Source organism: Litorimonas sp. RW-G-Af-16 (assembly GCF_048319245.1).
Classification (GTDB): domain Bacteria; phylum Pseudomonadota; class Alphaproteobacteria; order Caulobacterales; family Maricaulaceae; genus Litorimonas.
On sequence record NZ_CP166993.1, the window covers coordinates 2,170,077 to 2,195,340 of the forward strand.

Sequence of the window (25,264 nt, forward strand, 5' to 3'; positions counted from 1 at the left end):
TTAATTAGTCAAAAATGGATTCTGACGGCGAAAACGGGTCGGGGCCGTATTTATTTGGGCCTTCATTGCCTTTAAGACAAAACCAAACCACGTTTACAACATCGGCAACCCACCCAATGACCGGGATGGCAGATAAAATCGCAAAGACGAGATAAAGCCAGCCCGTTTGCCCTAGATCATGCCAGCGGCGCACCGCAACCGCAATCCCCGGAAGAACATGGCCTAGTAAGGCTATAACGCCTAGCCCAAGACCAATCCATGCCATCATCGTCGGCTCAGCGATATCCACCCCAGCTTCATCCGCCATAATCGCGTCAAATAGCCAAGGATAGGCAGGGATTAAAATAACACCAAATAAAATCACCTGCCACAAGATCGACCACCAATATTCAGAGCGCGTGCTACGGTCTGAGAAATTTGTATAATTTTTGTAAAATAATTTTATGGCTTCAGGAAAACTAACCACAAGACGCTCCTTTTAATTAATCGAATACGGACTTCTGTGATCCGTATTTTGGGCTTGGCCCGTATTTATTGTCATCTCTGTGACTGTCTTGGCAGAGAAAAACAAGAATGGCGATAGCGTAAATGAACAAGCCAATCGCTCCGATAATTATTAGCGCCATCAGTCCGCCAAATTCGCGATCACTACTTAGACCCGCTGACCCGAGAGCCATTATACCTGCGATCATGGCGAACGCGAAAATAGCGATAAACAGCCCGCCGATCCACCACCCCGACCGCCCTGTATCATGCAAACGACGCCATCCAACGGATAGCGAGGGAATAAACAAAGCGAGTGACGTCATATTGCCAACTGGACCGCTATCCGCATTTTCCCAGCCCATGATCGCGCCGTCGATAATGCCAGCGACAATAGCAACTAAAATCGTAAACAGATAGAACCACCAATATTCAGACCGGCGTGCGCGACCACTAAATTTGAAGTATTGCGTGAGAACAGATTTAACGGCGTCTGAAAAATTCATCATAGGCTCCACGATGTAGTGGTTTAGCTATTCATCGCGGATATTGATAAATCGTTAGGACGCAAACGCTACGCCTCACCCCCGCCAAAACGCTCCGTCCAAGTCGCAATATCGTCATCCTCGATTTTCGTGAACAAGACATCAGGAGCAGAAATATTGTGACCGATTTCTAAAATATTAAGTATATTGGTTACATACTCCTTACTCCAATCACCAGGGTCTACCTCATAATCCAAGTCTAAAATCTCTGGACGCATGAATTTCCAAGCGTCTTTTAGCATCGGCATTCCCATTGCGGCATGAATTTTAGCTGCTGCATCCGGAATGATTGGTCGAGCTAAGATCGCAAAAAGAGCCACCAAATTCAGCCCATATCGTACCCCAATTGCAGCTTGGGCTGTATCTGTTTTATAATGCGTCCAAGGCGCGGCTTGCGTTAAGTATTCATTCCCCGCAGTCCATAATTTGCGTGTTGCAAACATCGCCTGTCTAAACTCACGCTGCTCATATTTTTGTTTCAAATATTGGAGACCAATTTGCATCTCTGAAATTAATTTATCTTCCGCTTCACCGGGGACGCCGCCGTCAGGGACTTTCCCGTCAAACTTTCCGACACAATACTTCGTAATCCGATTGACAAAATTCCCCAACACATTGGCGAGATCGGAGTTCACAGAGGCTTGGAATTCCTCCCATGTAAACGCCGCATCATTCCCTTCTGGCGCGTTGGCCATCAAGTGCCAGCGCCAATAATCGGACGGTGCAATGTCAATCGCTTGATCCATAAAGACCCCGCGCTTGCTAGACGTCGAAAACTTGCCGCCATACCACGTTACCCAGTTAAAGGCCTTGAGTTGATCGACCATCTTCCAAGGCTCACCGCTGCCCATGATCGTTGTAGGAAATGAGAGGGTGTGGAAGGCGACATTGTCTTTGCCCATGAATTGCACATATTGCACATCGTCCGCGCCCTTATCTGTGCGCCACCAGCTTTCCCAATCGCCGCCCGTCTCCGCCGCCCAATCCTGTGTTGCGCCAATATAGGCGATGGGCGCGTCGAACCAGACGTAATAGACTTTACCTTCAAACCCCGCACGCGGATTGCCGTCCTTATCAACAACAGGAATACCCCATTCCAAATCGCGCGTGATCGACCGATCTCGGAGGCCTTCATCCAGCCATTTCAGCGCGATTGATGTCGCCAGTGGTGGCCAGTCTTTCGCGCTCGTCACCCACTTGCGGAGATCATCTGACTTCACAGACTGCTTGAGGTAAAGATGTTTCGTATCGCGCACTTCAACATCTTTGGATCCAGACACAGCGGAATAAGGATCAATTAAATCAATCGGGTCTAGCAGCTTTCCACAATTATCACACTGGTCCCCGCGCGCCGCTTCAAATGCGCAATTCGGACATGTGCCCTCGACGTAACGATCTGGGAGGTAGCGCCCATCTGCATTTGAATACACCTGCTTTGACACGCGCTCTTCGATCATGCCGTTCTGCTCCAGCACTTGCGCGAAATGCTGCGTCAAAGCAGCGGTCGAGGGCGCAGAGCTGCGGCCGAAATAATCATAGGACAGTTTGAAATCTGCCCCCGCTGATTTTTGCGCCTCGTGCATTTTATCGCAATAATCTGCGACAGCCATGCCCTCTGCCTGCGCGGCGAGTTCGGCTGGCGTGCCATGTTCATCCGTCGCGCAAATATATAGCACCTCATAGTCGAGCAGCCGCATCGCCCGCGCATAGACATCCGCTGGCAACATGGACCCCGCCAGATTACCCAGATGTTTCACGCCGTTGATATAAGGCAAAGCAGATGTAATCAGAATTTTAGACATAAAGCGCTTCTAATCCCACCCGCTCAAACTGCAAGTCTAAAGCCCCTTAGAAAATCGCAGAAATCGTGTTCACTGTTGGCTCCGCCGCGGGCGCCAATGTCGTCAACGTCACCATGATCGCGTTATATGCTGCGTGAAATAAGATCGCCGCGATCAGGCCAAAGCGCATCCGCACAAAGCCCAGCACGGCCCCCATGACGAATTGCGGCAAGATCACGATCACTGCCAAAAGGCCCAAACCTTCATCTGTGAAATTTCCCAAATGGATTAGGCCAAACAAAACCGCCATTGCCCAAAACACATAAGGGAAGACCCGTCGTGCCGCCCTATCGTGTAAAACTGGCTCCCCTCGCGTCGACACATAACGCGGCAAGTAAAACCCAAATGCCGTGATGATCGCCAATATCCCGGCATAGCTCACCATCGGAAATTCACTCGCCGCGCGTGATAAAATAAAGATCGCAGACCCACATAAGAGTAGTGGCATGACCATCAATATGCCCCAGCTCTTACGTAGCCAAGACCGAAACAATAGCTCCTCAATAATCGGCGCGTAGACGATCGCCATCACCACGAAACTCCCGCTCCGCATCATGTCTTGAAAGTCTTCTGACGGCTCTGGCATCGTCGCACCCGCGCCGCTCAAGACGCCGCCCACGATAATGGCTGAAAGAAATACTAAGCCTAGACTTACGCCCAGCAGTTTAAATAGCGCTATGCACGTATCTGGGGTAAACGCCTCCCGCGCAGGTAACAGCGTTGGACGTCGCCAATAGGCCAACATATCTTGGGTGATGCTCATCCTCGCGACCTAGCAGATTTCACCGCGCTGCCAAGGCAACATTTTGCAGGCGAAACAGACCGATAAGATTATCGCCAGCACCCAACCCACCCAAACTGCAGAATTTTTGCAGATTGAAGCGAAATTGCTCTTGCCAGCCGCCCCACACACCGCTAAACGGCGCAGCGCTGTTCAAGCATTACCAGTGCCCCTATAGCTCAGCTGGTAGAGCACCTGATTTGTAATCAGGGGGTCCGCGGTTCGAGTCCGTGTGGGGGCACCATTTTCCTATCATAGCAAGTTGCGTAAGTCTCGGGAAATCTCTCTTTCCTTTGCTTTCCACACGGTAACTCGCGCGATTTGCCTCACTTCTTGCCTTACAAAAGGCTGCACAGGAGATGGCAGGATGAAAGCGATTAGACGGCCCGACCAGTACTTACGTTTGCGCGGTGATATATGGCATTATGTGCGGCGCGTACCCAAGGCGGTTAGGCATATTGACGACCGCACATTGATATATCGTTCCCTTGATACGGATAGCCGCAAGGTCGCGCGGCAGCGGCGGGACATATGCGCGGATGCAGACGAACAACGCTGGAGCGAGGTCGCGCCGAGTCGCTTTCGTTCAACACCGAGAGAAGTCAGCTACCGCGACGTTAGCCAACACGCCCGCTCGTTGGGGTTCAACTATGAGCCAATGGACAGCTTAATTTCACGCGATACCGTCACGGATTTATTGCACCGCTTGCAAGCCTTGGGGCCGTTGAAAGAAGCACCGCAGTCCAAAGAAGAACAGGACGCAGACGCTTTGCTTGGCGTTGCCAAGACGCCTTCCGCGACCATCAGCGAAGCAATGGAGCTTTACCTATCCGAGATCGTCGCAGACGAACTCGCAAGTAAATCACCGGAACAGGTGAAAAACTTTTCCAAAATCAAACGCCGCGCCGTCGCAAACTTCGTCACCATAAATGGCGATATAGATATGCGAGATATTACCCGTGAACACGCCCACGCCGTGCGAAAATTTTGGCATGAGCGCATTCACCCGAAAGACGGCTCCAAGCCTATGAGTGGCAGCAGCGGCAATAAAGACTTGGGCAGTTTGCGGAAACTCTACCGCCGTTACTTTGAGCACATAGGCGAGGAAGAGCGTGAAAACCCCTTCCGTAATATGCGGTTCAAGGACAAAATTCTAACAAAGGTCATGCCCTTTAAAGACGATTGGGTCAGGTCACGCATCCTCGCGCCCGTTGTTTTTGAGGGTCTCAATCGACAAGGCGCACTGCTCTGTATGGCCCTAATAGAGACGGGATGCAGGCCAAGTGAACTGGCCAATATCAGGCCAGAGAACATACGGCTGGACGCCGAGGTGCCGCATATCCGTATCCGCCCAACGAAAGACAGAGAGCTAAAGTCAGGCGCATCCGTTCGGGATATTCCGCTTGTTGGAGTGGCGCTGGAGGCCATGCGACAAGCTCCGAATGGCTTTCCGCACTATAGAGATAGGAGCTACTTATTGAGCGCATCGCTTACAAAAGCTTTCAAGGCGAGAGAGTTATTCCCGACCAAACAGCACCGCATATATAGCTTTAGGCATAGCTTTGAGAACCGAATGTTAGAGGCTGGATTGGACTTTGGATTGCGCTGCACATTGATGGGACACCGTAACCCGCGTCCTGAATATGGGGATGGAGGCTCGCTTGCCTACCGCCGAGACGAACTCTTAAAAATCGCCCATCCCGTCAGTGACGCCCTATTGCAGAGCTATCCATTTAAGGACTAAGGGCTATCGGCTTATGCAGCTTTGTCTGTATCCGATAGGAGCAAGGCAAGCAGAGCTTCGCGGTCATCTTGCGCATCATATTCCTGTTTAAGACGCTCGAGAACGGGCCAGTATTTTGGGCCGTATCGATGAACAAGCTGCGCTGCGATAGTCATTCCATGCTTAATCTCAGCGCGAGACGGCGGTTGTATCAAGGCGTTTTTTGATATGTTCTGGGCTTTATCCACGGAGGAATAATACCTCATCCAACGCAATATTTACCGAGAAAAGAGATGAATAATTTGGGTGTTACGGGTCAAGCAAAGACGTTGAGAGCAAATGATGACTGACATACAACAAGGCTGGCTTCGAAAGAAGCCAGCCTTGTCTCTGATTTTCGTCAGCTTTAGTTGATGTCTTGAACATCCATAACAAGTTCACCCCATTTGCGTTGGTTCTCAATATCGTGCTGAAGACCTTGGTCATCTGCTGTTTGAAAACGCTTGAGCGCGGGCGTCTTGCTTGTAGCTTGATAGAGCCAGTAGGCTTCCGCTTTCAACGCTTCATCAATAGGCTTGTCGATACTTTCATAGACCATTTGTTTACAGGCATTGATCGACTCTGCTGGGAATTTGGCGATGCGCTTTGCAAGAGTGTCTACATATTCACCAATCTCATCAGGTTCGAGAGCTTTGTTGATTGTACCGAAACGTTCGGCATCATCAGCATCATAATCCTGTGCGCTTAGGATAATCTCAAGCGCTTTGCCCAGACCTGTTTGGCGGGCCATACGGGATGCACCGCCGCCGCAAGGCAAGATACCCATACCGACTTCCATTTGCATGAACTTATATTTGCCGCGTGCAGCAAAACGCATATCGAGCGCCAAGGCTAATTCATGGCCACCGCCGCGTGCGAAGCCTTCGAGTTTTGCAATGGTTGCTTGTGGGACTTTGCTGATCCGCTCACAGACCGCTTGCAAATCCAGCAACTGAGCATCTTCGCGTGAAACGGCCTCATCTGACATGTCTTTCAGAAGCTCTGTGTCATAGTGGCAGACCCAAATTTCCGGGTTAGCGGACTGGAAAATCACGACCTTTGTCTCGCGGTCTCGTTCAAGGCGCATTGCTAGGCTGTTCAAGTCCGCTAGCATTTCTTGCCCTTGTACATTGACGGAACCAAAGTCGAATGTGACGGTTGCAATGCCGTCTTTTTGATCCACTTTGAATGTGGTGAAGCCTTCATATTTCATGGTATTTTCCTTATTTTAGGGTGCAGTTAGAGACCGCGCTCGAAAGCACGTGGTTAAGTCAGACCGAAAATTCAGTCCGAAATTCGGAAGTGTTTAAAGGTTGAGCGGTTTACGCAATTAGACGTTCAATCGCTTCGACAAGCTGTTTGTTTTTGGCAGTGTCCAGCGCGTCCGGATGCGGCTGTGCGAAAGATTTTCGGTCATTGTCGTAATAACGACCAGAGGCCGCAGCAAACTCATCGCTAAGCGCTGCGCGGGTTAGGATATCTGCGCCAATCCGCAAGTCGTTACCCTCACGGCCATATGCCTCTTTGACCATCTTGCTGCCCAAAAACGAAGCCGGGTTTACAGCAACGATCATTGGCCCGTCATTTCCGAGTTCGTTTGCCATTTCAAAGGACCACATCGTCAAAGCAAGCTTACTTTGTGCGTAAGCCTCGCCATCGGAGAAAGCCTGCTTGTTGAGGAAGCCTTGGACATTGACAGGCGCTTGGGCTGCTGACGATAAATTCACCACGCGGCCATTTGAACCTAGTGTTGGAAGCAAGGCTTTCGTCAACATATAAGGCGCGACAACATTTACGATAAAGCGCGCGTCATAGCCGTTTTTGGTCAATGGGTTAGACATTTTGAAAACGCCTGCATTATTTATAAGGACGTCAATAGATTCAAAATCGCCTTTGACTTCATCTGCTAAAGCTTCGACTTCTGGCAAGACTGAAAGATCGGCACGATAGGTTTTAATCTCGCCCGCTCCGTCTATTCTGGATACGGCTTCAGCGGCCACCACAAGTTTGTCCGGATTGCGTCCATGCAGTAAAAGCGTGTGACCTTCCGGGGCCATCATTTTCGCCGTTTCTAGGCCAATGCCGTCTGTAGCACCTGTGATTAGAATTGTCTTTGTCATATTCTTTTCCTGTGTTTTCAGTGTAAGTCTGTGCACGAAGCAAACATTTAAAAGGGTGCAAACCCGTCGGAATTTATCTGTGGAATTGTCCAACGCTGTTTGGCGGATATGGGTTCCGCTGCTGGACCGTGTTGATAAGGAATCTGCCCTCTCTCGCCGTAAAGCCAAAGCACAAAATTTTGACGCTCACCCTCGGTAATTGGTTCGGACGCGTGAGGCACTCGCCCATGATGAATTAGAGCTGTTCCTGGCTCAAATGTCAGGCTTTCAACCTTGCGGCTATTTGAATCCATAAACCGCACCGCTGAACCTGAAAAATCTTCGCCCGGTAAGTTCAGGTTGATATTCAATGTTACACTGGATGCGTCCGTGTGGGGCTGTAACTTTGTGTCCTTGCCGGCTTGCCAAGCAATAGAGAAGCCAAAGGTTTGACTGTCATACCCATAGACGTCCGGAAATAGCAGCCTTGAAACAGGACGCATATAGCGATCCATCAAGTCTTGATAAAAGGCTTGAAAGGTAGGCGCGGCCAGATAGCCCTCAGACCGTGGGTCAAGCATCGCGCCGCCGCGATTGAGCACAATCCCATATGGTGGCCGAAGCGGTATGTCCGCGTCTGCAACCTTCTTAAGATAATCCCGCAAGACAGGTAGTTTATCTGGGTCAAAGAATTGCGCTTTGTAGACATTGGGGAAGACTTCAGTCCACAGGTCTTTAACTTCTGTTTCTTTTGTGGGGTCTTTCCAAGCCTCTTCAATCGCGCGTCGTAAGGCGGACGCGTAGAGAGAGCTGTCTAATGCGATCCCCGCATGACCATTTTCATTTTCCCATTCCGTCCAAGCTGCCTCGAACGTCTCTTTATTGTCGTTCCAAAAACGATTTACGGATGGGTCTCTGTGCAACATCGCCTCTCGGGATGGGCGGATCACAGTGCGGGCTTTTTGTAATAAAGTTGTAGACATAGTTTTCTAGCCTTTCTTTAATTATGAATATCGAACCAGCGTGCGGCTCTCGATACTTTTGCGGGGGATAGATGCATGGACATCGCCGGGCAGGTCGAGCGCACTATGCGCTAAGTGCGGGCGATCGGCGCTATCGTGTATGTTGAAGACCACGGCTTCGTCCGGTGTCATATGGGACTTGAAGAACCATTCATGCGCTTCATTTGCCGCGACACCGAGAATTTGTCCTAACCTGTCAGGATAGATTAGGTCGATATCCATCCAATCATCTGACTGCATAGAGGTCGGACGAATGAAGCCTAACGGAGAAGACTTTATGGTGTTCTTTATCGGACGCCAGACATTCACGAAGCCAAAACCGGCCTTATAAAATACCTCGGCTTGGGCTTCACCAACGAGGTCAATTAGGCGCTGCCGTGCGCCAGCCATATTATAGTCATTGTGAACATTGCGTGCAGGGCGACGAGCGGCGTTAGGGTCATCAACGCGAACGGTATGATCAAAAACGATGACCTCTTTTGCGCCGATATGAGACTTAAGAAGGTGAGTTAGTTCCTGTTCGTAAATGCCTGTCCAGTCACTGCCACTTTCAAAGTCTGAAACGCGAGAGGCCTGATCAATGAATTCAATGCCATCACGTTGAAAGTTGGGTTTGAAATTACCATCGCGTAAGTCGGTGACTTTCACGTCGGTTGTCACCAACTCAGGGGAAATCAAATTCCCAAGAATTCCATCGACATCAAATTCAAACGCTTGCGGCGTAGGCTTCTTAACATGGTAATTCACGCTTGCGTCGATGTGCATTGTTAATCTCCATACTAATTTGACGATACAGTCCGCTCGTCTTCGAAACCATATATATTGATTTTATTTTGAATATAAATTATCAATATATGTAATCAGAATATAGTAATTGGATATAATATGGACACAGAAGCCGTTCGCCTTTTTGTGATTGCCGCTGATCTACTCAACATTAGCGCGGCAGGACGACAGCTAGACTTAGCCCCTGCCGTCGCAGGTGCGCGGCTGGCTAAACTTGAGAAAGAAGTCGGCGCGGATTTGCTCCACCGTTCTACGCGCAAGGTCTCTTTATCGCTCGAGGGTGCAGAGTTCCTTCCCTTCGCTAGGGAAATTATTGCGCAAGAGGATGCAGGATTAGTCGCGCTCGGGAAAGGAAATCCAGAAGTGTCTGGAACACTGCGGTTTGCCTGCTCTAGCACATTTGCACAGCTTTATATCGCGCCTATTCTGTCTGAGTTTCTTGAGCGCTTCCCGCAGATTAATTTGGATCTTCGCCTTTCAGATACACAAACCAACCTGATTGAAGGGGGTTTGACCTCGCCCTACGCAACCTAGCCATCGAAGATAGCGCCATGATTGGCCGCAAGCTGGCCGATGATAAGCGCGTTCTTTGCGCTTCGCCGGAATACTTAGAGCAGAACGGTTCGCCAAAGACACCGGATGATTTGGACGGTCATCGACTTGTTGTTTTTGGGGATATGAAGCGTGATTTAACGGCATCTGGCGGGCGACAGTGCCAGTTTCCGCCGCCCAAGGCTAAGGCACGAATTCGGTGCGATGATGGGGCTAGCACGCGTTTGGCCACGCAGGCAGGGGTCGGAATTTCTATGAACTCCATCTGGAGCATCCATAAAGAGTTACGCGAAAAGTCCCTTGTTCGGGTTCTACCGGACTATGAGGTGAATGATGGTTCAGCCGTTTGGCTTGTCTACCCAAAATCAAACGTTCTAACGAGTAAAGTCCGCGTTATGATCGATTTTCTGATTGAAAAAATTGGCTCACCACCGCCTTGGGAAGCGTAATTTTATATTCAATATCTAAAAACTGATTATAGGATAGCTCCGCTTATCTCCTGAATGAATATGATGCATTACCATGCTTCAACATTCAAAGAGGTAAATCAAATGAAAGCAATGGTTCTGAAGTCTTATGGCGAGACCGCCAAATTCGAAGCTGAGAATATCGATGAACCAACGGTTTCAAAAGGCCATGTCCTTGTCCGTATCGAAGCGTCAAGCGTAAACACAGTTGATACCATGATACGCCAAATGGGTCAGGAAAACCTTCCGCTTTCACCTGACCTTCCGGCCGTTCTGGGCATGGACTTCGCAGGCACTGTAGAGGCCGTTGGCGAAGGCGCATCAGACTTTGCGGTCGGTGATGAAGTCTATGGATGTGCCGGCGGCCTCATCGGCCTTCAAGGCACACTGACAGAGCTTATCAACGCCGATGCACGGCTCATCGCTCATAAACCTAAGTCGATATCTATGCGGGAAGCCGCTGCCTTGCCTCTCGTTGGCATCACAGCATTTGAAGGACTCTCCCGCGCGGGTGCGGGCAAAGGCCAAAAACTCCTTGTGCAGGGTGGTTCGGGTGGTGTTGGTCATGTCGCCGTTCAACTTGCCAAGCATTTGGGCGCTGAGGTCTATGCGACTGACTCTGGCGACAAGCGTATGGAAATCATAAAAGGATACGGCGCTATGCCTATCGATTTTAAGACGGAAGCCGTAACCGATTATGTCGCAAAATATACAGGCGGTGCCGGATTTGATGTGATTTTTGACTCCGTTGGCGGGGCAAATATGACGAACTCTTTCGAAGCGGCGGCCTTAAATGCAAACATCGCAACGACAGTTGCATTGCTCGAATTAGACCTCGTTCCTGCGCATTTCAAAGGCCTTTCAATTCATGTGATCTTCATGCTCATTCCGATGCTGCACGACCACAAACGCGAAAAACATGGAGAGATACTCGCCAAGCTCGCGGGCATTGTGGATTCAGGTGCGCTAACCCCTTTGCTAGATGAGGAACAGTTTTCGCTGTCTGACGTTAACGCAGCCTATGACCGCCTCATGAGTGGTCAGGCGGCGGGCAAGGTCGTAGTGTCTAACACCCCATAACTGGGAGAAGAATCATGCGGACAGTAAAATTACTCTCAGGACTTTCACTTATGACCCTAGTGTCTGCCTGCAACGATGCTGGGTCAATTTCTTACACGGACGAACAGAAGCAGAGCGTAACGGTCACAACGCCGGACCAGGTATCATATCAACCCCTTAATCCAGCCCGAGGGGACGCAAGCCCGCAAGCAGGCGTTCTTTGGGGAGATATAACCAAAGATGTCCCGTCCGGTATGCTACTGAAATTTGCCGAAGGTTTTTCTTCGCCGCCACATATCCATAATATCACCTATCGGGCCATCGTGATTGACGGTGAAATACATAATGATGATCCGGACGCAGCCAATATGTGGATGGAGCTCGGGCACATTTTGGACCCAACCCGCAGGTGAGGTTCACATTACCTCTGCACGCCCGGGTGTCGGCGGAACAGGATTCTTAGAAATTATGGAAGGTCCTTATTTAGTACATCCGGGTGATAAGGCGTTCGATAATGGCGAGCGTCCCCTTAATCTTGTCAGTTCCAATATGATCTGATGAGCGCTGATGAAATGAACTGGATTAAGGCAGGCAATTCTACACGAGGCCCAGAAGCCACTTTGCTTTGGGGGGATTTATCTGACGGAGAACTTAGCGGCTCCATGATTAAACTCCCCGAAGGATATGCGACTGACCTGTCGACCAAAGGTGGCGATCTGAAAGCTGTTGTAATTCAGGGCGACGTTTTACATTCTGTTGAAAGCTTAACAGAGCAAAATGAAATAAGCGCAGGAGGCTATTTCGCGTCAGCGGAAGGCGTATCTCACTCGCTCAAATGTGAGGCAAAAAGTGAGTGCATGATTTACGTTAGAACTGAGGGAAGATTTTTAGTGCGATAATCCTAAAATTTAAGAATAAAGAATCCTTATAGGCAATAGGCCTTCTTTAAGCGGTTTAGGGGACTCCATTGAGGTCTATCCTTGGATTAACGCAAGTAATCCCTTCGCCGCTTTGCGGCGAGTCCAACGCCCCTGCCTCCGCTCGTGTGGGCGGCTCCGGCAGGCGCGTCGGACGGCTCTGTTTTGAAAGAGCGTAATTCATTAGATAGGTTTGGCGCTTGAGGAGAGATTTGAAAAGAAAAGAGCTTTAGCAAGATAAAGCGAACCGCCCTTTTGGGGGCACTTCGACGCTAAAGCTCTGTTTTTGCTACGCGAGTTGGGGTGGCACCTTTTTGGCAACTCATGTGCGGTGCCTCCAAAGTGCCTCTATCCCGCTAAGACCTAGAACTTCCCGTTCACCTGCAATTTTCAATCGGCTTCCTTCGAGACAAAACCGCCTGTTTTGCCCGATTATGGGCAAATGTCAGATGAAGATGATTTCCGCCTAAGGGCCAAACCTCGCAAGACCAGCAGCCCCGCTGTCGAGGTCAGTATCCCCGCAAACTATAAGGGGTTTCATGAAGGGGTTCGTGCCGCACTGGTGAGAGGTAAGGCCGTCTCTGGGCGGCGAACACTAACCGTCCCATCCAAGCCCCGCAAAGGGCGCTTCAACTCACGCGGCAGAGGCCGTGCCGCCCTAGAGCGCGGCATTGGGCCGAAGCAAGGCTGGCGCATTCACAAGGCGACGGGAGACCGCTACCGCGCTCGTCGCACCATCGTGAAAGTGCGCGTGGTCAAACTACGCAATGCGAAGTCTTCTGTGTCGCGGAGACACTTGGCCTACCTCCAACGCGAAGGCGCAGGTGTGGAGCGAGCCGAGGGGCTGGAAGGCTCGGCGGAGTTAACCCCGACGCGAGGCCAGCTCTATGGCCCAGACGAAGGCGTCGAGATTGACGGGCGGGATTTTATCGCTCGCTCCCAAGAGAGCTTTGACGGACGCGGCGACCCGCATCAGTTTCGGATTATGATCTCGCCCGAAGACGGCGCGGAACTGGCCCGCGTGAACGGGGACGGCACACCTAATCTGAAAGACACAACAAGAGCGCTCATGGCGCAGATGGAAGAGGACTTGGGCACGCGGCTCGATTGGGTCGCCGTTGACCATTTTGATACGGCCCACCCTCACACGCATATCATCGCGCGAGGCGTCACCCATGACGGGAAAGGATTGAACATAGCAGGCGAGTATATCTCGCGCGGCATACGCGGTCGGCTGGAAGAAGAACTGACCCGCGAGCTAGGTTGGAAGTCCGAGCTTGCCATCCAGCAAGAGATGAAACGTGAGATGAAAGCTATGCGCGTGACGCAAGCAGATAAGCATATCTCGGACGGTATGGACAAACTCACCAACACAATCGACCTGCGCGCAGGGTCAACCGCCAGCACGTTCCCCGCCCACTCATCTATGAACAGACATATCCTGATTGGGCGTATGAGACATTTGAAGTCTATGGGCCTTGCAACGCAAATTGAGTCTGGCCGCTGGCACATCGAAAACGATGCGCTCAAGACACTCGGACAGATAGAGCAGCGCGAGCAACTCAACAAAGACATTCACGCGGCGATGAAGAGGGCCAACATCAAAAGACCTGTTCGCCTACATGATGGTCGTCAGAGCTATGACGGGAGCCTTTCAACTCACCGCGTCATTGGTCGCGTCATCGCGAAAACTCACGGCTATGATGAAGGCATGGACGCAAGCCAAAAAGGCGGCGGTAAAGTCAGGTTCATTATCGACGGCACGGACGGTTATGTCAGCACGGTTGAAACGGGCATGGACACGCGGGCGGGCGAAGCTGCCAAGGTTGGTTCTATCATCGAAGTCTCACCGCCTAACTTGCGAACCGTAGATCGCAACATACAGGCTCTTGCAACAGGTAAGGATTATCACGGCAAGCCTCGGAACGGACTTGTCGGCAATTATGATATCGCCACGAGCGGGCCAGACGACTGGATGGACGGGAGCGGCAGCCGAGGCGCAGCCCATATGCGGGCGCACAGATTAAGGCTCGCAACGCTCGTTAAGGCGGGTGTGGTGCAGGTCGCGAGCAAGGATAAGGACGGCGACCCAAATGAGTGGCGCGTGCCCGACGATTTTAAAGAGCGAGCTATCGCGCTCGATATGAAACAGGGCCGCGCGTCAGGCGTGAAGCTACTTTCTGTTCAGGATTTGGAGCAACAACTCGCGAGTCCCGATGCGACTTGGCTCGACCGCTCGCAGGTGAGTTGGGGCAGAGGCGGGCTAGCAGGAATAAGCTCAAAATCTAGCGCCTTCGCAAAAGAGCTGGACACAGCCTTTCAGCAGCGTCGCACATGGCTCATAGAGCGCGGCTATGCCGAACTACGCCAAGACGAACAGAAAACCTCCATCATCTACAAGCGCGGCTATTTGAAGGCGCTAGAGACGGAAGGGTTCAATGCCGCGACCCAAAAGCTGGAAGGCATGACAGGCAAGGCACACATCGCGGCGCAGGCAGGACGATTGATTGAGGGCACGGTGGCACAGAAATTTGGACTTCCTCAAGGCCCTCACGCGATGATTGAGACGCAACGCGCCTTCTACCTCGTCCCTTGGGAAAGTCATCATGCCCAGAAATGGGGCAAGCGTATCAAAGGCCGCGTGCTCAGCGGTGGCGGTATTGATTGGGACACAGGGCGGACGAGAGGGATAGGGCGGTAAGCAGGAGTTTAACTGCAAGGTATCAAATCAGACAGTTATTGCGCTCAACACTTGCAGGGCATTGACCTGCAACCGCCTTCTCTTAAGATAACACTCTGTGCAAAAGGAGTCGAAATTAAATTGGAGCTTACACCTGAGAGTTTAACTGAATTATTATCTGGTGACCCTGAAGAGATTAAGGTTCATCTAAAGCGTGTCGACCACACTTTTGAGGTAGCTGGGATAAAAGTCCAATCACATTGCTTTTGTTTAACAGTGGATGCGCAAGGTAAGGTTCAGCCAAAGGAGCTTATAAATTATCTACGCTACACAGCAGCCGACTATGCTATTCCACGCACACGACTTTCCGAAGCCAAAGCCCGTGATAAGAAATACAATCAAACTCGAGCCGTAAGCGCGTTGTGCGATGAAGCACGGTCTCTATTCGTAGACCTTCAGAAAACTGGTGAAGGTGGGGAATTGTTGCTCTATGTATTTGGCGAACAGGTACTTAGCCTTCCGCAAGCGATTGCAAAAATGCCGCTAAAAACATCCTCAAAACTTCACTACAATGGTGCAGATGGTATCCATATCGGAATTGGCGAAAATGGGTTGCTTCATTTATATTGGGGAGAGTCAAAAGTTCACAAAACCGCGTCAACAGCAATTGAGGATTGTTTCAAATCTTTAGAGCCATATTTTGTTGAGGATAGTTCTCCAGAAGCTAAACGAAATCGAGATTTGCAGCTACTTAGAGACAATGCAGATTTAGATAACCCTGAATTAAGCAATTCACTTCGACAATATTTTACTGCCTCTTCAAAGAAGTCGAAGATGATTGAGTATCGTGGGTTAGCTTTGGTTGGTTTTGACGCGGATATATATAGCAATGAACCGCTTTCACTGGAAAAGCTCCAAGAGGACGCCAAAACGCAAATTTTAGAATGGGGAAAATCTCTCGAGGGAGCTATAAAAAAATACAAACTTGAAAATTTCGTGATTGACCTCTTTTTTGTACCTCTACCGTCAGCAGATCAATTCAGAGCTGACTTTCTCGCGGCCATGGGAAAAGTGTGATGACTCGCGAGGCTTTGTTTGAATTCGTTTACGAGAGAGTAGTTGCTCCAAAACTCATAGAAATAAAAAAGGCTCTAATAAAGACCAGTCTCCCTATGATTTCAGGAGATAGTGAGAAACTTCAAAATGAGGATTGGCCTGACCTTTTATTCGCGAGCAGCATCCTTGCCCAATCCACAGATGCTAAGCATTTAGAAGGAGCGTTACAGGTCGCAACAGGTGCATTACTTTCCGAAACGCCAAATGATATCAATGATACTGCTGGAGTATTGTTAGACAAACTTGACAACTCGCGAGCGTTGACGCTGGCAGTTGACCGAAAACTAATCGAGGCTGGTCTCGAAGAACGCCTCGGCTCAATTTTGAGAATTGAGTCCGCCCGTAGAGATATTTTAGGCTCAGTGCTTCTCGAGCACTCTGGAACTTATTTGCCAGCTAATAAACTTCAACGCGACCTTTGGCGAAAGGCTTCAAAAGATAGAACTTGGCTTTCTGCATCAGCGCCTACAGCCGCTGGAAAGACATATATTGTCGGTCAGTTTCTCGCGGATAAAATTTTAAGCGGAACGGTGAAGAGGCTGCTTTATCTTGCTCCGACGCGTGCTCTTGTAGGTGAAGTTGAAAAGGATTTGCGCAACAGATTTAGAGGCGAATACAATGTTCAAATATCTTCACTGCCTCTGGCGAACCCTTTCTTAAAAGGACAAAAGGAAGCTGAGCCTGTTATATATGTGTTAACTCAGGAAAGAATTCACCTGCTTGTTAATGAGCTTGGAGATGAGGCTAATTTTGATCTTCTTGTCGTCGATGAAGCTCAAAAAATCAGCGACAATCGCAGGGGCGTGATATTACAAGACGCCATTGATCGGGTGGTTCGAATAAACCCTGAAATCAAATCTATTTTTGTCAGCCCATCAACTTCTAACCCTAGAGTGCTGTTGCAAGACCGCCCCGAAAAGGTTGGCGAAGAAGTCTTAGAGAGCACATCGGTAATGGTGCTTCAAAACCTGTTGGCTATACGCCAGCACCGTGGAAAAAAATGGAACATTGACCTTATTGAAGGTCAGAATTTTAAGTCGATTGGCTCCATTGAACTTAAAAGCAAACCCGAAAATATGACTAAGCGACTCGCTTACGTGGCCGCAGAATTGGGCCGCGCGGGTGGAACACTTGTTTACGTAAATGGTGCTGTGGAAGCTGAAAAAGTAGCTCAACTTATTCGAGATTATATTAAAGATACTGAAGCTGCAGAAGATGAGGATTCTGCGCAAGACTTATTGCGTTTGTCCGAATTAGTGAAAAAAGGCGTTCACCCTAAATACCTCTTAGCAAGCATTGTTCGAGATGGTGTGGCATTTCATTACGGGAATATGCCTGCCCTCGTCCGATATGAAGTTGAACGGTTATTCAAAGAGGGAAAACTAAAATTCTTAGTATGTACCTCCACGCTCATAGAGGGAGTTAACCTTTCTTGCAAAAACATCATTGTCCGTGGGCCACGGAAAGGAAGAGGCAACCCAATGGGACCACAAGATTTTTGGAACCTAGCTGGCCGCGCTGGTAGATGGGGAACTGAATTTCAAGGGAACATAATTTGTTTGGATTTACATAACGCAGACGCATGGCCCTACGGAATACCAGAACGGGAGAACTACAAAATTCAAACAGAGAGCGACGCCGCGCTATTAAAGAAAGACTCTTTTACGGCATATGTTGAAAAAATGTCCTCTGGTGAGGAGGTGTCCAGAGATGAGTTCATTGAGTTTGAGTCTGTGAGTTCATCAATCTTGACCCGTTATATTACTCAGGGGCCACTTGAGCATAGCTCCTTAAAAAATAGGTATGACGATAATTATCTTAAGAACCTCGACGGATTTCTAAAGAAAGCCGCTTCCGAAATTAATCTGCCTCCTGAACTTGTTGAACGACATGCAGGATTAAACCCACAAGGTTTGCAATCATTGCTAGATGAGTTCATCAAAATTGAAAAAGACCCAATAAACTTAATTGTGCTTCGACCTGGCGACGATGAAGTTTTTGGTCGTTTGGTGACAATTTTGAATCGAATAAACAAAACTATGGGCGGGCCATTCGGCACTGTGCGTCAATCTAGAATGTACGCTGTTGTTATCTTGAGATGGTTGGAAGGTTGGACTCTTCCACGGATTATTGAAGCAAGGGTAAAATATGACCAAGAGCAAGGTAAACCTCGGAAGATTGCGGATGTCATTCGAGAAACTTTGGAGCTAGTTGAAAATATTGCGAGGTTCGCCGCGCCGAGATACTTGTCTGCGTATGAGGATGTTCTTTATCATTATCTCAAAGAAATCGGCAAAGAAGAGTTGGTAGAAAACGAACTTAACATCGGCACCGCATTAGAATTTGGAGTATCGACACAAACTCTAGTTTCACTAATGTCTATAGGATTGTCGCGTATGACCGCAGTGGCAATTAACGAGGCCATCGCAAATAGCGAATTAGATATAGATGAAACGTTGAGCTGGCTTGATGGTAACTACGATAATTTAGAAGCGTTAGGTATCGCGAGCTTAATGATTGAAGAAGTTGCTATTCATATTGGCAGAAATACAGAAACAGAGATTGAGGTAATTACAGATGAGTAGGGGTCAGAAAGTTACGGTCGGAGGAATAGAATTTGATAAGAAAGGTGATGCAAAGGATTATCTGAACGAGTTATTGAAAAGCTACGAACCCGGTGACAGAGTCTCACAAACTCACACTGATTTTTTGATGGAAGCAATCAAAGGACACCCCGATTACGATGAAAAATTTGGTTCTGGTGTCGAGCGTTTCTATACAGACTATGCAGAATTCGGAACGGTTTGCTTTTGGGCTGCGCTAAAAAATGGAGAGCCTGTAAAGTTCTCTGCGAAGAGCTTGGTTCCTGTAAAAAAACGAAAAAAATAGATTGAAGAATGGCCCGTTGCTCTGCCTAACAATTAACCTAATACTTTGCCTCACAAACGTCTTGCGCTTAGGTCTAAATCATTGTAATAATTAGATATTCAGGACGATGGACACCCCGTGTGGGGGCACCATTTTTTCTATAATTCCGATCTCTGAATATCCCTAAACCCTGTAATTTCCTCCTTTAAAGCCGCAACATTGCGGTTTTATGCGGATAATATGAGGTTCGGTACCCTTATAGGGCACTAATTTTACACTTTGGGAAACAAGTTTAACTACTAAAAATGACTGTATTATTGCTGGCGGTTTATCTAAGACCACCCCTTAATCTAGCGAAAATTATGCTACAAACTGCGCTACAAATAGTGCCACAATTCATCTCAAGCAACCGCCTTTGCGACCGAGAAGCGCGAGCGTATGCAGGCGTCATGCGGCCCTTGGGCGAAGGCTCAAAGGCTGCGCAAGCCCGCATCCTCGTCGCGGCTTAGAGTGGGCGTCATCTCACCCCCGCTAAGAGTCGGGATGAGTGGGGCGTGATCGGCTGTCTTCAAATTCACCAAAGGCGAAAATGAAGGGAGCAAGCGTGCGTCAGGGATCAAAGCCGAATGGCCGAGACTGCAAAGCGGGCTTGATTCACGCAAGCCTGGTCCTTAGCGCCAGCGAAGGGGACGCCCTAATTCTCAACTTAATAATTATTACGGAATATGCCTCCTAAATAGCTAAACTAAACCCTTGCTATCAATCTCGCTTTATATTCTCGCCATAGGAGCCTTCATTGCCTGGATCGGCCTACTACTGACATGGGCGCACCATGCGAGACATGGATTGGCCGAGGCTTATTCTTTGACGTTCCTGCCATAAACTCTAGTATGTTTTTGGCAACGTTTAGTCTCAGTAGCAGCAAGCGTAGGCTTAGAAGAAAAGATATGCGAAAAATACTAAAAATTGTCGGGCTTTTGGTTGTCACATTCACCGTTATAGCGGCCACTTTTTCTCCGAGGCTGGCCGTTGAAATTTTTGCGCTTTAGAGAGACGGGGTGCCACTGATTGATGACCACCCCCGTGAAGCGGACCTGATCGACGGTTATTGGTCCGTGGTTAAGTTGTCACCAAATGTCTTTGCGATCGGCGAGCCGCGTTATTATCAGGTAAATTGGAGTTACCTCATTGTCGGAAGTGAGAAGGCCTTGCTATTCGACACGGGCTCGGGAATCAGGGATATCTCAGTCGTTGTCGGAAGCCTAACGGACCGACCCGTTCATGCAATGGTCTCCCATTTGCATTTCGACCATATTGGTGGTTTCGGTCATTTCGAGCAGACGCTTATGTTGGATGTGCCGTCAATCCGGTCACAGTTGAAAGATAAAACCATACATCCTTCGCGCTATCAATCGCTCGCCTTTATTGATGGCAAAAAAGATATGACCCTTTCTGTCACCGCTTGGATAGAGCCCGGGGGGTCGTTTGATCTAGGGGATCGGACGCTGAAAATAATTTCAGCGCCTGGGCATACCGCTGACTCTGCTGTGATCTTGGACGTTGACAATAAGATGATGTTCACTGGCGACTTCCTTTATCAAGGTTCCCTTTATGCTATGCTGCCTGGGTCAAGCCGCTCAGCTTACGCGAAAAGTGCAGACTTGCTGATCAGCGAGTCGTCTTTTGATACACTGATATTGGGGGCGCATGCCCCCACAAATGCTCTGACGCCCCCTGTGCTGAGTCAGGCTTCGCTGATCGCTTTACGTCGCCAGCTCGCAGCCGTTGAGGCTGGAGCGGCGCGCTATGAGGGTGTATTTCCGAGACGACTCGTCATTGATGACTCTGTAGATTTTTTGACGGGCTTCCCTTGGAAAAACCGTTAATCCATAGGATGAATTTTCTACCTATTTAACTAACGTAGGCGTGATAAGAAAGTTTTGAATGACGGCTTGGCTCTGTGTCATTTCTTCGCCTTCGCTCGACAATTTGAACGCTTCGCCGGAGTCAAAGACGCCTAGCATCGCAAGCGTCCCATCGCCATTGTCTCTTGCAACGCTAAAGCTTTCCATATTGGGCCATCGCAGCGTGAACGCATCGCTGATTGGCGCGAGTTCTCTTATCGGTGTCAATTCGGATGTGTCCGCCCAACAATAACAGTTTGGGTCCGCCGTGAGGTGAAGCGAGTAGTCTTTCCGACCGACCCGATATGTCCGGTCGCGTTTGACGACACTTGGATTAATTGTCAGGGCGATAACCTCGCCGGCGCCTGTCTGCGATAGTTCCAGCGTGTAGATGCCCGTTCCATCATAATCCGCAACGGGTGAACGACCGACTCCAACAACTCGCTTTAAGGTCTTGGAGATTGTCAGCTTTTGCGAAGACGGAATGCTCTTAGTGTGCATCAGCGTTGCGCCGTCATGATACATAGCAAAGTCAGATTTGAATGATGTCGTCACCGCTCCGAACTGGTTGGTCTTGCGATCCTTATATTTATCGGCGGGACTGTTTGACCTAAAATGCTGGCCCGCAATCATAAAGCTGACGGCGCGTTCTGGCGTGTAGAGATAGTTTAGGTCATGGCGCGGCCAGATCGAATTTTTGCCTCCATCGGCGGCCATATCATATTGGAATTATACCGCTACGCTGACATTATTAGATTTCATTGCGGCGGCAATATTGGGGTAGTTATAAATCTTCTGCGATCCCGCTGCATCCCATTCATAGGCGACGACGGGTCGATTAATCCCGTCTGGATCTTTATAAGACCAAGGCTTAGCACCCGCATAGGCAACGTCCTGATATGGTTCATTTTCTGGCCCGCCTTTGCGCCCGCCGAAATAGGGATAATCCTTCCACCAGTTTGACGTATAACCATTTGTCGTGAGAAATTGCGCAGAACTATCCGCGATAGCTTTCACCACATTCGGATTTCTGACAGCCACTTCCTCTTCGCCGCCATACTCGCTCAAAGCGTAAGTCTTTTCTGCACCGAACAAGCTCCAGCCGAGCAGATGCTCAACGCCGTTTGGCGTGGTAGATTCCGCCCTACGCACGCCAGCGAACATGGGCTCTATCAGATCATTTTTGAGTGAAGCATAAGACTGCCCTGGGCCTTGAAAAGCGCCTTTAGGATCAGCCAAATAATGCGGCTCATTTATCGGTTCAATAAACCCAATACCGGGTTCCTCAGCATAACGCCTGCCCCTACCCCCGTCCAAATAGGGATTCCTGTGATTCATCAAATTCGTTATGAATAATGATGACATTTTAATCAGCGCGGCATTGCTCGTGTAATCGCTGGAAATCCATTCGAGTTTAGAAAACCGGCCAGGCAAAGTGACATAATGCTCCCACGGCGTAATGGGTGTCAGGTGGATATACATGCCGCGCTCTATGGCGCCAGCTGTGAGGTAGTTGAACCAATCTAACTCTTTGCTTCCTTCCCTTAGGCCGCCGCCCAGCTCGGCAATATCTCCCATCAGGATATGCACACGGACAATATCGACACCCATCGCTTTGAGGTGATCCAAATCGCGGTCAATAACCTTGGTTTTGACATCACACTCAGATAGGCCAAGCTCATTAAATAGGTCGCGCGTTTGTGTGGGTGTCTCGCCATTTCCAAGCCAGTAATTCCGGTCTATCTGGAAATATTGGTACATACCCCCCAGGTAATTCACGCCAAACAATCTGACGTCCGCATTATCATCGGTATAGATTTTCCCAGTGGAGAGATCAGCCTTTAGCAGAGGTAGGTCATCCGCCTGTGCCACGGGTACGGCCAATGAGGCAAGCATCGCCGCACAAAGCGCAGCTATGCGAAAGTAAGTCAAACGCATTGCTATTGGCTTTTGATTGTAACTGTCTTGGTCGGCAAGCCATTTGACGCAACACGCACGGTGATATTACCAGATTGGCGCGTAGAGCGAACAACCGCGACAACGCGACCATTGAAGGTCGTGCGGTCGCCACTTGTAAAGCTCTCGGGCTTGACCGGGTTGCCGTTACCAACGCCAGCTAAGTCGCCTGCTCCAGATACAAAGAAAGACAAAAGGGCGTCATCATTCGGGTCATAGATTTTACGACCCTGCGCATCTACGAGCTCTGCCGTGATATAGGCCAAATCATGGCCGTCAGCATCGATCGTGTTGCGGTCAACTGTAAGCTGAACCGAGGCGGGATCGCCTGCTGTTTCCAGCGTCCACTCAGCCGCTTTCTCCCCGTTTTCATACCCAACGGCGGTCAGGACCCCCGGCGCGTAATTTACGGTAAACTCAGCTTTATATTCAGTGTCATAACCCATAGCTTTGCGACCAACGGACTCACCATTCAGGAAAAGCTCCACATCTTCAAATTCTGAGTAGACTTCGACCTGAAGGGGTTGGCCTTCATGACCGTCCCATGTCCAACTGGGGTGCACATCTGGGAGAACCCATTCGCGATAAGCAGGCTTAGGAAAAATATCCCGATCAGGGAGCGCTCCGCCCTCAGCCGGGTGTTTGACAAATGCGGCGATACGGGTTTTGCCCGTTTTCCACATAATTTCGCGGTAATAAGACTGCGGGCGGCGATAGCCAGTGACATCGATTTCTCCGCAATAGGCCAGATGCCAAGGATAAGGCGCAAGCTTCTCATAGCCATTGCTATAGCCCGTCCAGCCGATTGACGCTTCACCCAAATAATCAACGGATGTCCAGACAAAGTCGCCGATTACGGCCGGCAGTTTTTCGGCGTGATCCCAATATTCAAATGCGGAGGCAGAATAGGATTCAGCGCCATACATCACACGGTCAGGATACTCGATGCTGTCACGGATATAATAATGCGGGCGATAATTATAACCTGCAATGTCGACGGCGTCGAAATAGGGCGTAATCTTCGGGCCTTCACTATTGGCAACAACAGTCACCGGCCGGGTCGGATCGAGCTCGCGAACATATTCCGCTTGCATCTTAGCCAACTTTACACCTTTGGGCGTGTTTTGCTCAGGAATTTCATTACCGATAGAATACATAATCAGGCTTGGACTGTTACGCGACGTCATGATCATGCTGCGCGTATCTGCTTTCCAATCTGCTGTGAAAAAGCGCGAATAATCTCGCTCCATTTTCGGCACGCTCCAGGCATCGAAGGTCTCGTTAATAAACAAAAGTCCAAGGCGGTCTGCGGCTTCTAGTGTGGCTTTGCTGGCTGGATTATGGGCGTTGCGCACACTGTTATAGCCCGCATCCTTCATCAACTCTAATTTACGAACATCAGCGCGAGTCGCCCCGGCGCCGCCAATCATGTAATTATCATGATGAATATTTCCGCCCTTGAGCAGGATAGGATTTCCGTTCAGCAAGACACCGTTTTTTGAATCGATGGTAACGGTGCGAATACCGAAATGTTGATCGGATGTATCAATCGTCTTGCCATTCATAATTAAGGCTTGCTGAATACGATAAAGGTAAGGCGTATCTGTTGACCATAGGTTTGGACGCTCTACGTCAAAGCCTTGAGTGACGGTCAAGTCATCACTCCCGTCAAGGTTTACGGAGACCTCGTTGACACTGACGACATTTCCCTCGGCATCAATCACAGATGTCTTCAAGGTTGAATTGCCTTGTTCGCCGCGTTTATTTCGAATTGGGGTCGTGACATTGACACGGCCAGTTTCAGCCGTAGCGATAGGCGTTACAATGGTAGGGCCATAAGTTCCGATATGCACAGGATTGAGTGCCATCATAGTGACAGGACGAATAATGCCCGTGCCTGCATACCAGCGCGACGCCGGGTCTTCGTGTTGAACACGTACTGAAAGTATGTTTTCGCCAGGCTTAACCATGCCAGTGAGGTCTGCATCAAAAGATGTGTATCCATAATTATGATTGCGAACATAGGCACCGTTCACCCATATCTGGGAATCCATATAAACTGCCTCAAAGCGAACGATAACAATGCCGCCTGCCTGCTTTTCGCTCAGATCAATCGTGCGGCGATACCAAGCGGTCTGTCCTGGCAAATAACCAGATGCGGAGCCCGTTGCCGTATCGGGATCAAACGGTAACGAGCCATCCGGCCGATCTTCAATACCGGCGTCGTGAGGCACGGTAACGACGCGCCAATCGGAATCATCAAACGCCTCGCGCTCTATGCCATCCGCCTCGGTCAGGGCAAAACGCCAATCATGAGACAAATCCTGTGTCAGAGTGTTGGTCGCGCCTGGTTCGGCTGCACAAGCTGTCAGGCTAGTGCAGGCAAATATGAGCGCCACAAAAAAAGTACGAAAAACAGTCATAAT

General features: G+C 49.5%; 23 protein-coding genes, 1 tRNA gene and 1 pseudogene. 13 read left to right on the forward strand and 12 right to left on the reverse strand.

The genetic code is table 11. From position 1 onward, the window contains the following. Window positions 1-4: 4 nt before the first annotated feature. The 4 genes from AB8615_RS10685 to AB8615_RS10700 form a co-directional block, all read right to left on the reverse strand. A complete protein-coding gene (locus AB8615_RS10685) occupies window positions 5-466 on the reverse strand; it encodes a DUF805 domain-containing protein (protein ID WP_409432574.1) in 462 nt (153 codons plus the stop codon). A gap of 16 nt (window positions 467-482) precedes the next feature. Next, window positions 483-992, reverse strand: a complete 510-nt coding sequence (locus AB8615_RS10690) for a DUF805 domain-containing protein (RefSeq protein ID WP_409432575.1) — start codon at window positions 990-992, stop codon at window positions 483-485. A 65-nt stretch (window positions 993-1,057) separates the two neighbouring features. After that, entirely contained in the window at window positions 1,058-2,830 is a 1,773-nt protein-coding gene (metG, locus tag AB8615_RS10695) for a methionine--tRNA ligase (RefSeq protein WP_409432576.1), read from the reverse strand. A gap of 46 nt (window positions 2,831-2,876) precedes the next feature. Beyond that, window positions 2,877-3,632: a type II CAAX prenyl endopeptidase Rce1 family protein gene (locus AB8615_RS10700; protein ID WP_409432577.1), complete on the reverse strand. Its 756-nt coding sequence runs from the start codon at window positions 3,630-3,632 to the stop codon at window positions 2,877-2,879. Between the two features lie 186 nt (window positions 3,633-3,818). Here AB8615_RS10700 and AB8615_RS10705 point away from each other — a divergent pair. Beyond that, window positions 3,819-3,894: transfer RNA gene (locus tag AB8615_RS10705), tRNA-Thr, on the forward strand. Between the two features lie 123 nt (window positions 3,895-4,017). Further along, window positions 4,018-5,394: a DUF6538 domain-containing protein gene (locus tag AB8615_RS10710; protein ID WP_409432578.1), complete on the forward strand. Its 1,377-nt coding sequence runs from the start codon at window positions 4,018-4,020 to the stop codon at window positions 5,392-5,394. 11 nt (window positions 5,395-5,405) lie between these two features. On the opposite strand, the gene AB8615_RS10715 is transcribed toward AB8615_RS10710, so the two are convergent. The 5 genes from AB8615_RS10715 to AB8615_RS10735 all read right to left on the reverse strand — a co-directional run bounded on the left by AB8615_RS10715 (window position 5,406) and on the right by AB8615_RS10735 (window position 9,298). Then, complete coding sequence (locus AB8615_RS10715; protein WP_409432579.1) at window positions 5,406-5,549, reverse strand: hypothetical protein; 144 nt, start codon at window positions 5,547-5,549, stop codon at window positions 5,406-5,408. A gap of 230 nt (window positions 5,550-5,779) precedes the next feature. Next, a complete protein-coding gene (locus AB8615_RS10720) occupies window positions 5,780-6,625 on the reverse strand; it encodes an enoyl-CoA hydratase/isomerase family protein (protein WP_409432580.1) in 846 nt (281 codons plus the stop codon). A 109-nt stretch (window positions 6,626-6,734) separates the two neighbouring features. Further along, a complete protein-coding gene (locus tag AB8615_RS10725) occupies window positions 6,735-7,532 on the reverse strand; it encodes an SDR family NAD(P)-dependent oxidoreductase (protein ID WP_409432581.1) in 798 nt (265 codons plus the stop codon). A gap of 47 nt (window positions 7,533-7,579) precedes the next feature. Next, window positions 7,580-8,494, reverse strand: a complete 915-nt coding sequence (locus AB8615_RS10730; RefSeq protein WP_409432582.1) for a 2OG-Fe(II) oxygenase — start codon at window positions 8,492-8,494, stop codon at window positions 7,580-7,582. A gap of 21 nt (window positions 8,495-8,515) precedes the next feature. Beyond that, window positions 8,516-9,298, reverse strand: a complete 783-nt coding sequence (locus tag AB8615_RS10735; RefSeq protein ID WP_409432583.1) for a CmcJ/NvfI family oxidoreductase — start codon at window positions 9,296-9,298, stop codon at window positions 8,516-8,518. Between the two features lie 120 nt (window positions 9,299-9,418). Here AB8615_RS10735 and AB8615_RS10740 point away from each other — a divergent pair. The 11 genes and pseudogenes from AB8615_RS10740 to AB8615_RS10790 all read left to right on the forward strand — a co-directional run bounded on the left by AB8615_RS10740 (window position 9,419) and on the right by AB8615_RS10790 (window position 20,864). After that, window positions 9,419-10,320, forward strand: a pseudogene (locus AB8615_RS10740) (LysR family transcriptional regulator). Between the two features lie 102 nt (window positions 10,321-10,422). After that, a complete protein-coding gene (locus AB8615_RS10745; protein WP_409432585.1) occupies window positions 10,423-11,418 on the forward strand; it encodes a zinc-dependent alcohol dehydrogenase family protein in 996 nt (331 codons plus the stop codon). A 50-nt stretch (window positions 11,419-11,468) separates the two neighbouring features. Beyond that, window positions 11,469-11,810: a DUF4437 domain-containing protein gene (locus tag AB8615_RS10750; protein WP_418152364.1), complete on the forward strand. Its 342-nt coding sequence runs from the start codon at window positions 11,469-11,471 to the stop codon at window positions 11,808-11,810. Continuing rightward, a complete protein-coding gene (locus tag AB8615_RS10755) occupies window positions 11,746-11,955 on the forward strand; it encodes a DUF4437 domain-containing protein (protein ID WP_418153088.1) in 210 nt (69 codons plus the stop codon). Before AB8615_RS10750 ends, AB8615_RS10755 begins: the two co-directional genes overlap by 65 nt. Next, window positions 11,955-12,296, forward strand: coding sequence for a DUF4437 domain-containing protein (locus AB8615_RS10760; protein WP_409432587.1), 342 nt, complete (start codon window positions 11,955-11,957; stop codon window positions 12,294-12,296). The genes AB8615_RS10755 and AB8615_RS10760 overlap by 1 nt, the downstream gene beginning before the upstream one ends. Before the next feature lie 460 nt (window positions 12,297-12,756). Beyond that, window positions 12,757-15,015, forward strand: a complete 2,259-nt coding sequence (locus AB8615_RS10765; RefSeq protein ID WP_409432588.1) for a DUF3363 domain-containing protein — start codon at window positions 12,757-12,759, stop codon at window positions 15,013-15,015. Window positions 15,016-15,135: 120 nt separating this feature from the next. Then, entirely contained in the window at window positions 15,136-16,071 is a 936-nt protein-coding gene (locus tag AB8615_RS10770; protein WP_409432589.1) for a HamA C-terminal domain-containing protein, read from the forward strand. After that, window positions 16,071-18,695 (forward strand): DEAD/DEAH box helicase, encoded by a 2,625-nt coding sequence (locus AB8615_RS10775; protein ID WP_418153090.1) that lies wholly within the window; start codon window positions 16,071-16,073, stop codon window positions 18,693-18,695. Before AB8615_RS10770 ends, AB8615_RS10775 begins: the two co-directional genes overlap by 1 nt. Further along, window positions 18,688-18,999 (forward strand): DUF3223 domain-containing protein, encoded by a 312-nt coding sequence (locus tag AB8615_RS10780; protein WP_409432592.1) that lies wholly within the window; start codon window positions 18,688-18,690, stop codon window positions 18,997-18,999. Before AB8615_RS10775 ends, AB8615_RS10780 begins: the two co-directional genes overlap by 8 nt. 341 nt (window positions 19,000-19,340) lie before the next feature. Continuing rightward, window positions 19,341-19,487 carry a hypothetical protein gene (locus tag AB8615_RS10785; protein ID WP_409432593.1) on the forward strand — a complete coding sequence of 49 codons (147 nt, stop codon included), beginning with the start codon at window positions 19,341-19,343 and terminating at the stop codon, window positions 19,485-19,487. 549 nt (window positions 19,488-20,036) lie between these two features. Beyond that, window positions 20,037-20,864 (forward strand): MBL fold metallo-hydrolase, encoded by an 828-nt coding sequence (locus AB8615_RS10790; protein WP_418152365.1) that lies wholly within the window; start codon window positions 20,037-20,039, stop codon window positions 20,862-20,864. A 21-nt stretch (window positions 20,865-20,885) separates the two neighbouring features. Here AB8615_RS10790 and AB8615_RS10795 read toward each other — a convergent pair whose 3' ends face one another. The 3 genes from AB8615_RS10795 to AB8615_RS10805 are packed head-to-tail and all read right to left on the reverse strand — an operon-like array spanning window position 20,886 to window position 25,261. After that, entirely contained in the window at window positions 20,886-21,599 is a 714-nt protein-coding gene (locus AB8615_RS10795) for a hypothetical protein (protein ID WP_418152366.1), read from the reverse strand. Between the two features lie 12 nt (window positions 21,600-21,611). Next, window positions 21,612-22,820, reverse strand: coding sequence for a hypothetical protein (locus AB8615_RS10800; RefSeq protein ID WP_418152367.1), 1,209 nt, complete (start codon window positions 22,818-22,820; stop codon window positions 21,612-21,614). Window positions 22,821-22,822: 2 nt separating this feature from the next. Then, window positions 22,823-25,261: a glycoside hydrolase family 2 TIM barrel-domain containing protein gene (locus AB8615_RS10805; protein ID WP_409432596.1), complete on the reverse strand. Its 2,439-nt coding sequence runs from the start codon at window positions 25,259-25,261 to the stop codon at window positions 22,823-22,825. Window positions 25,262-25,264 lie beyond the last annotated feature (3 nt).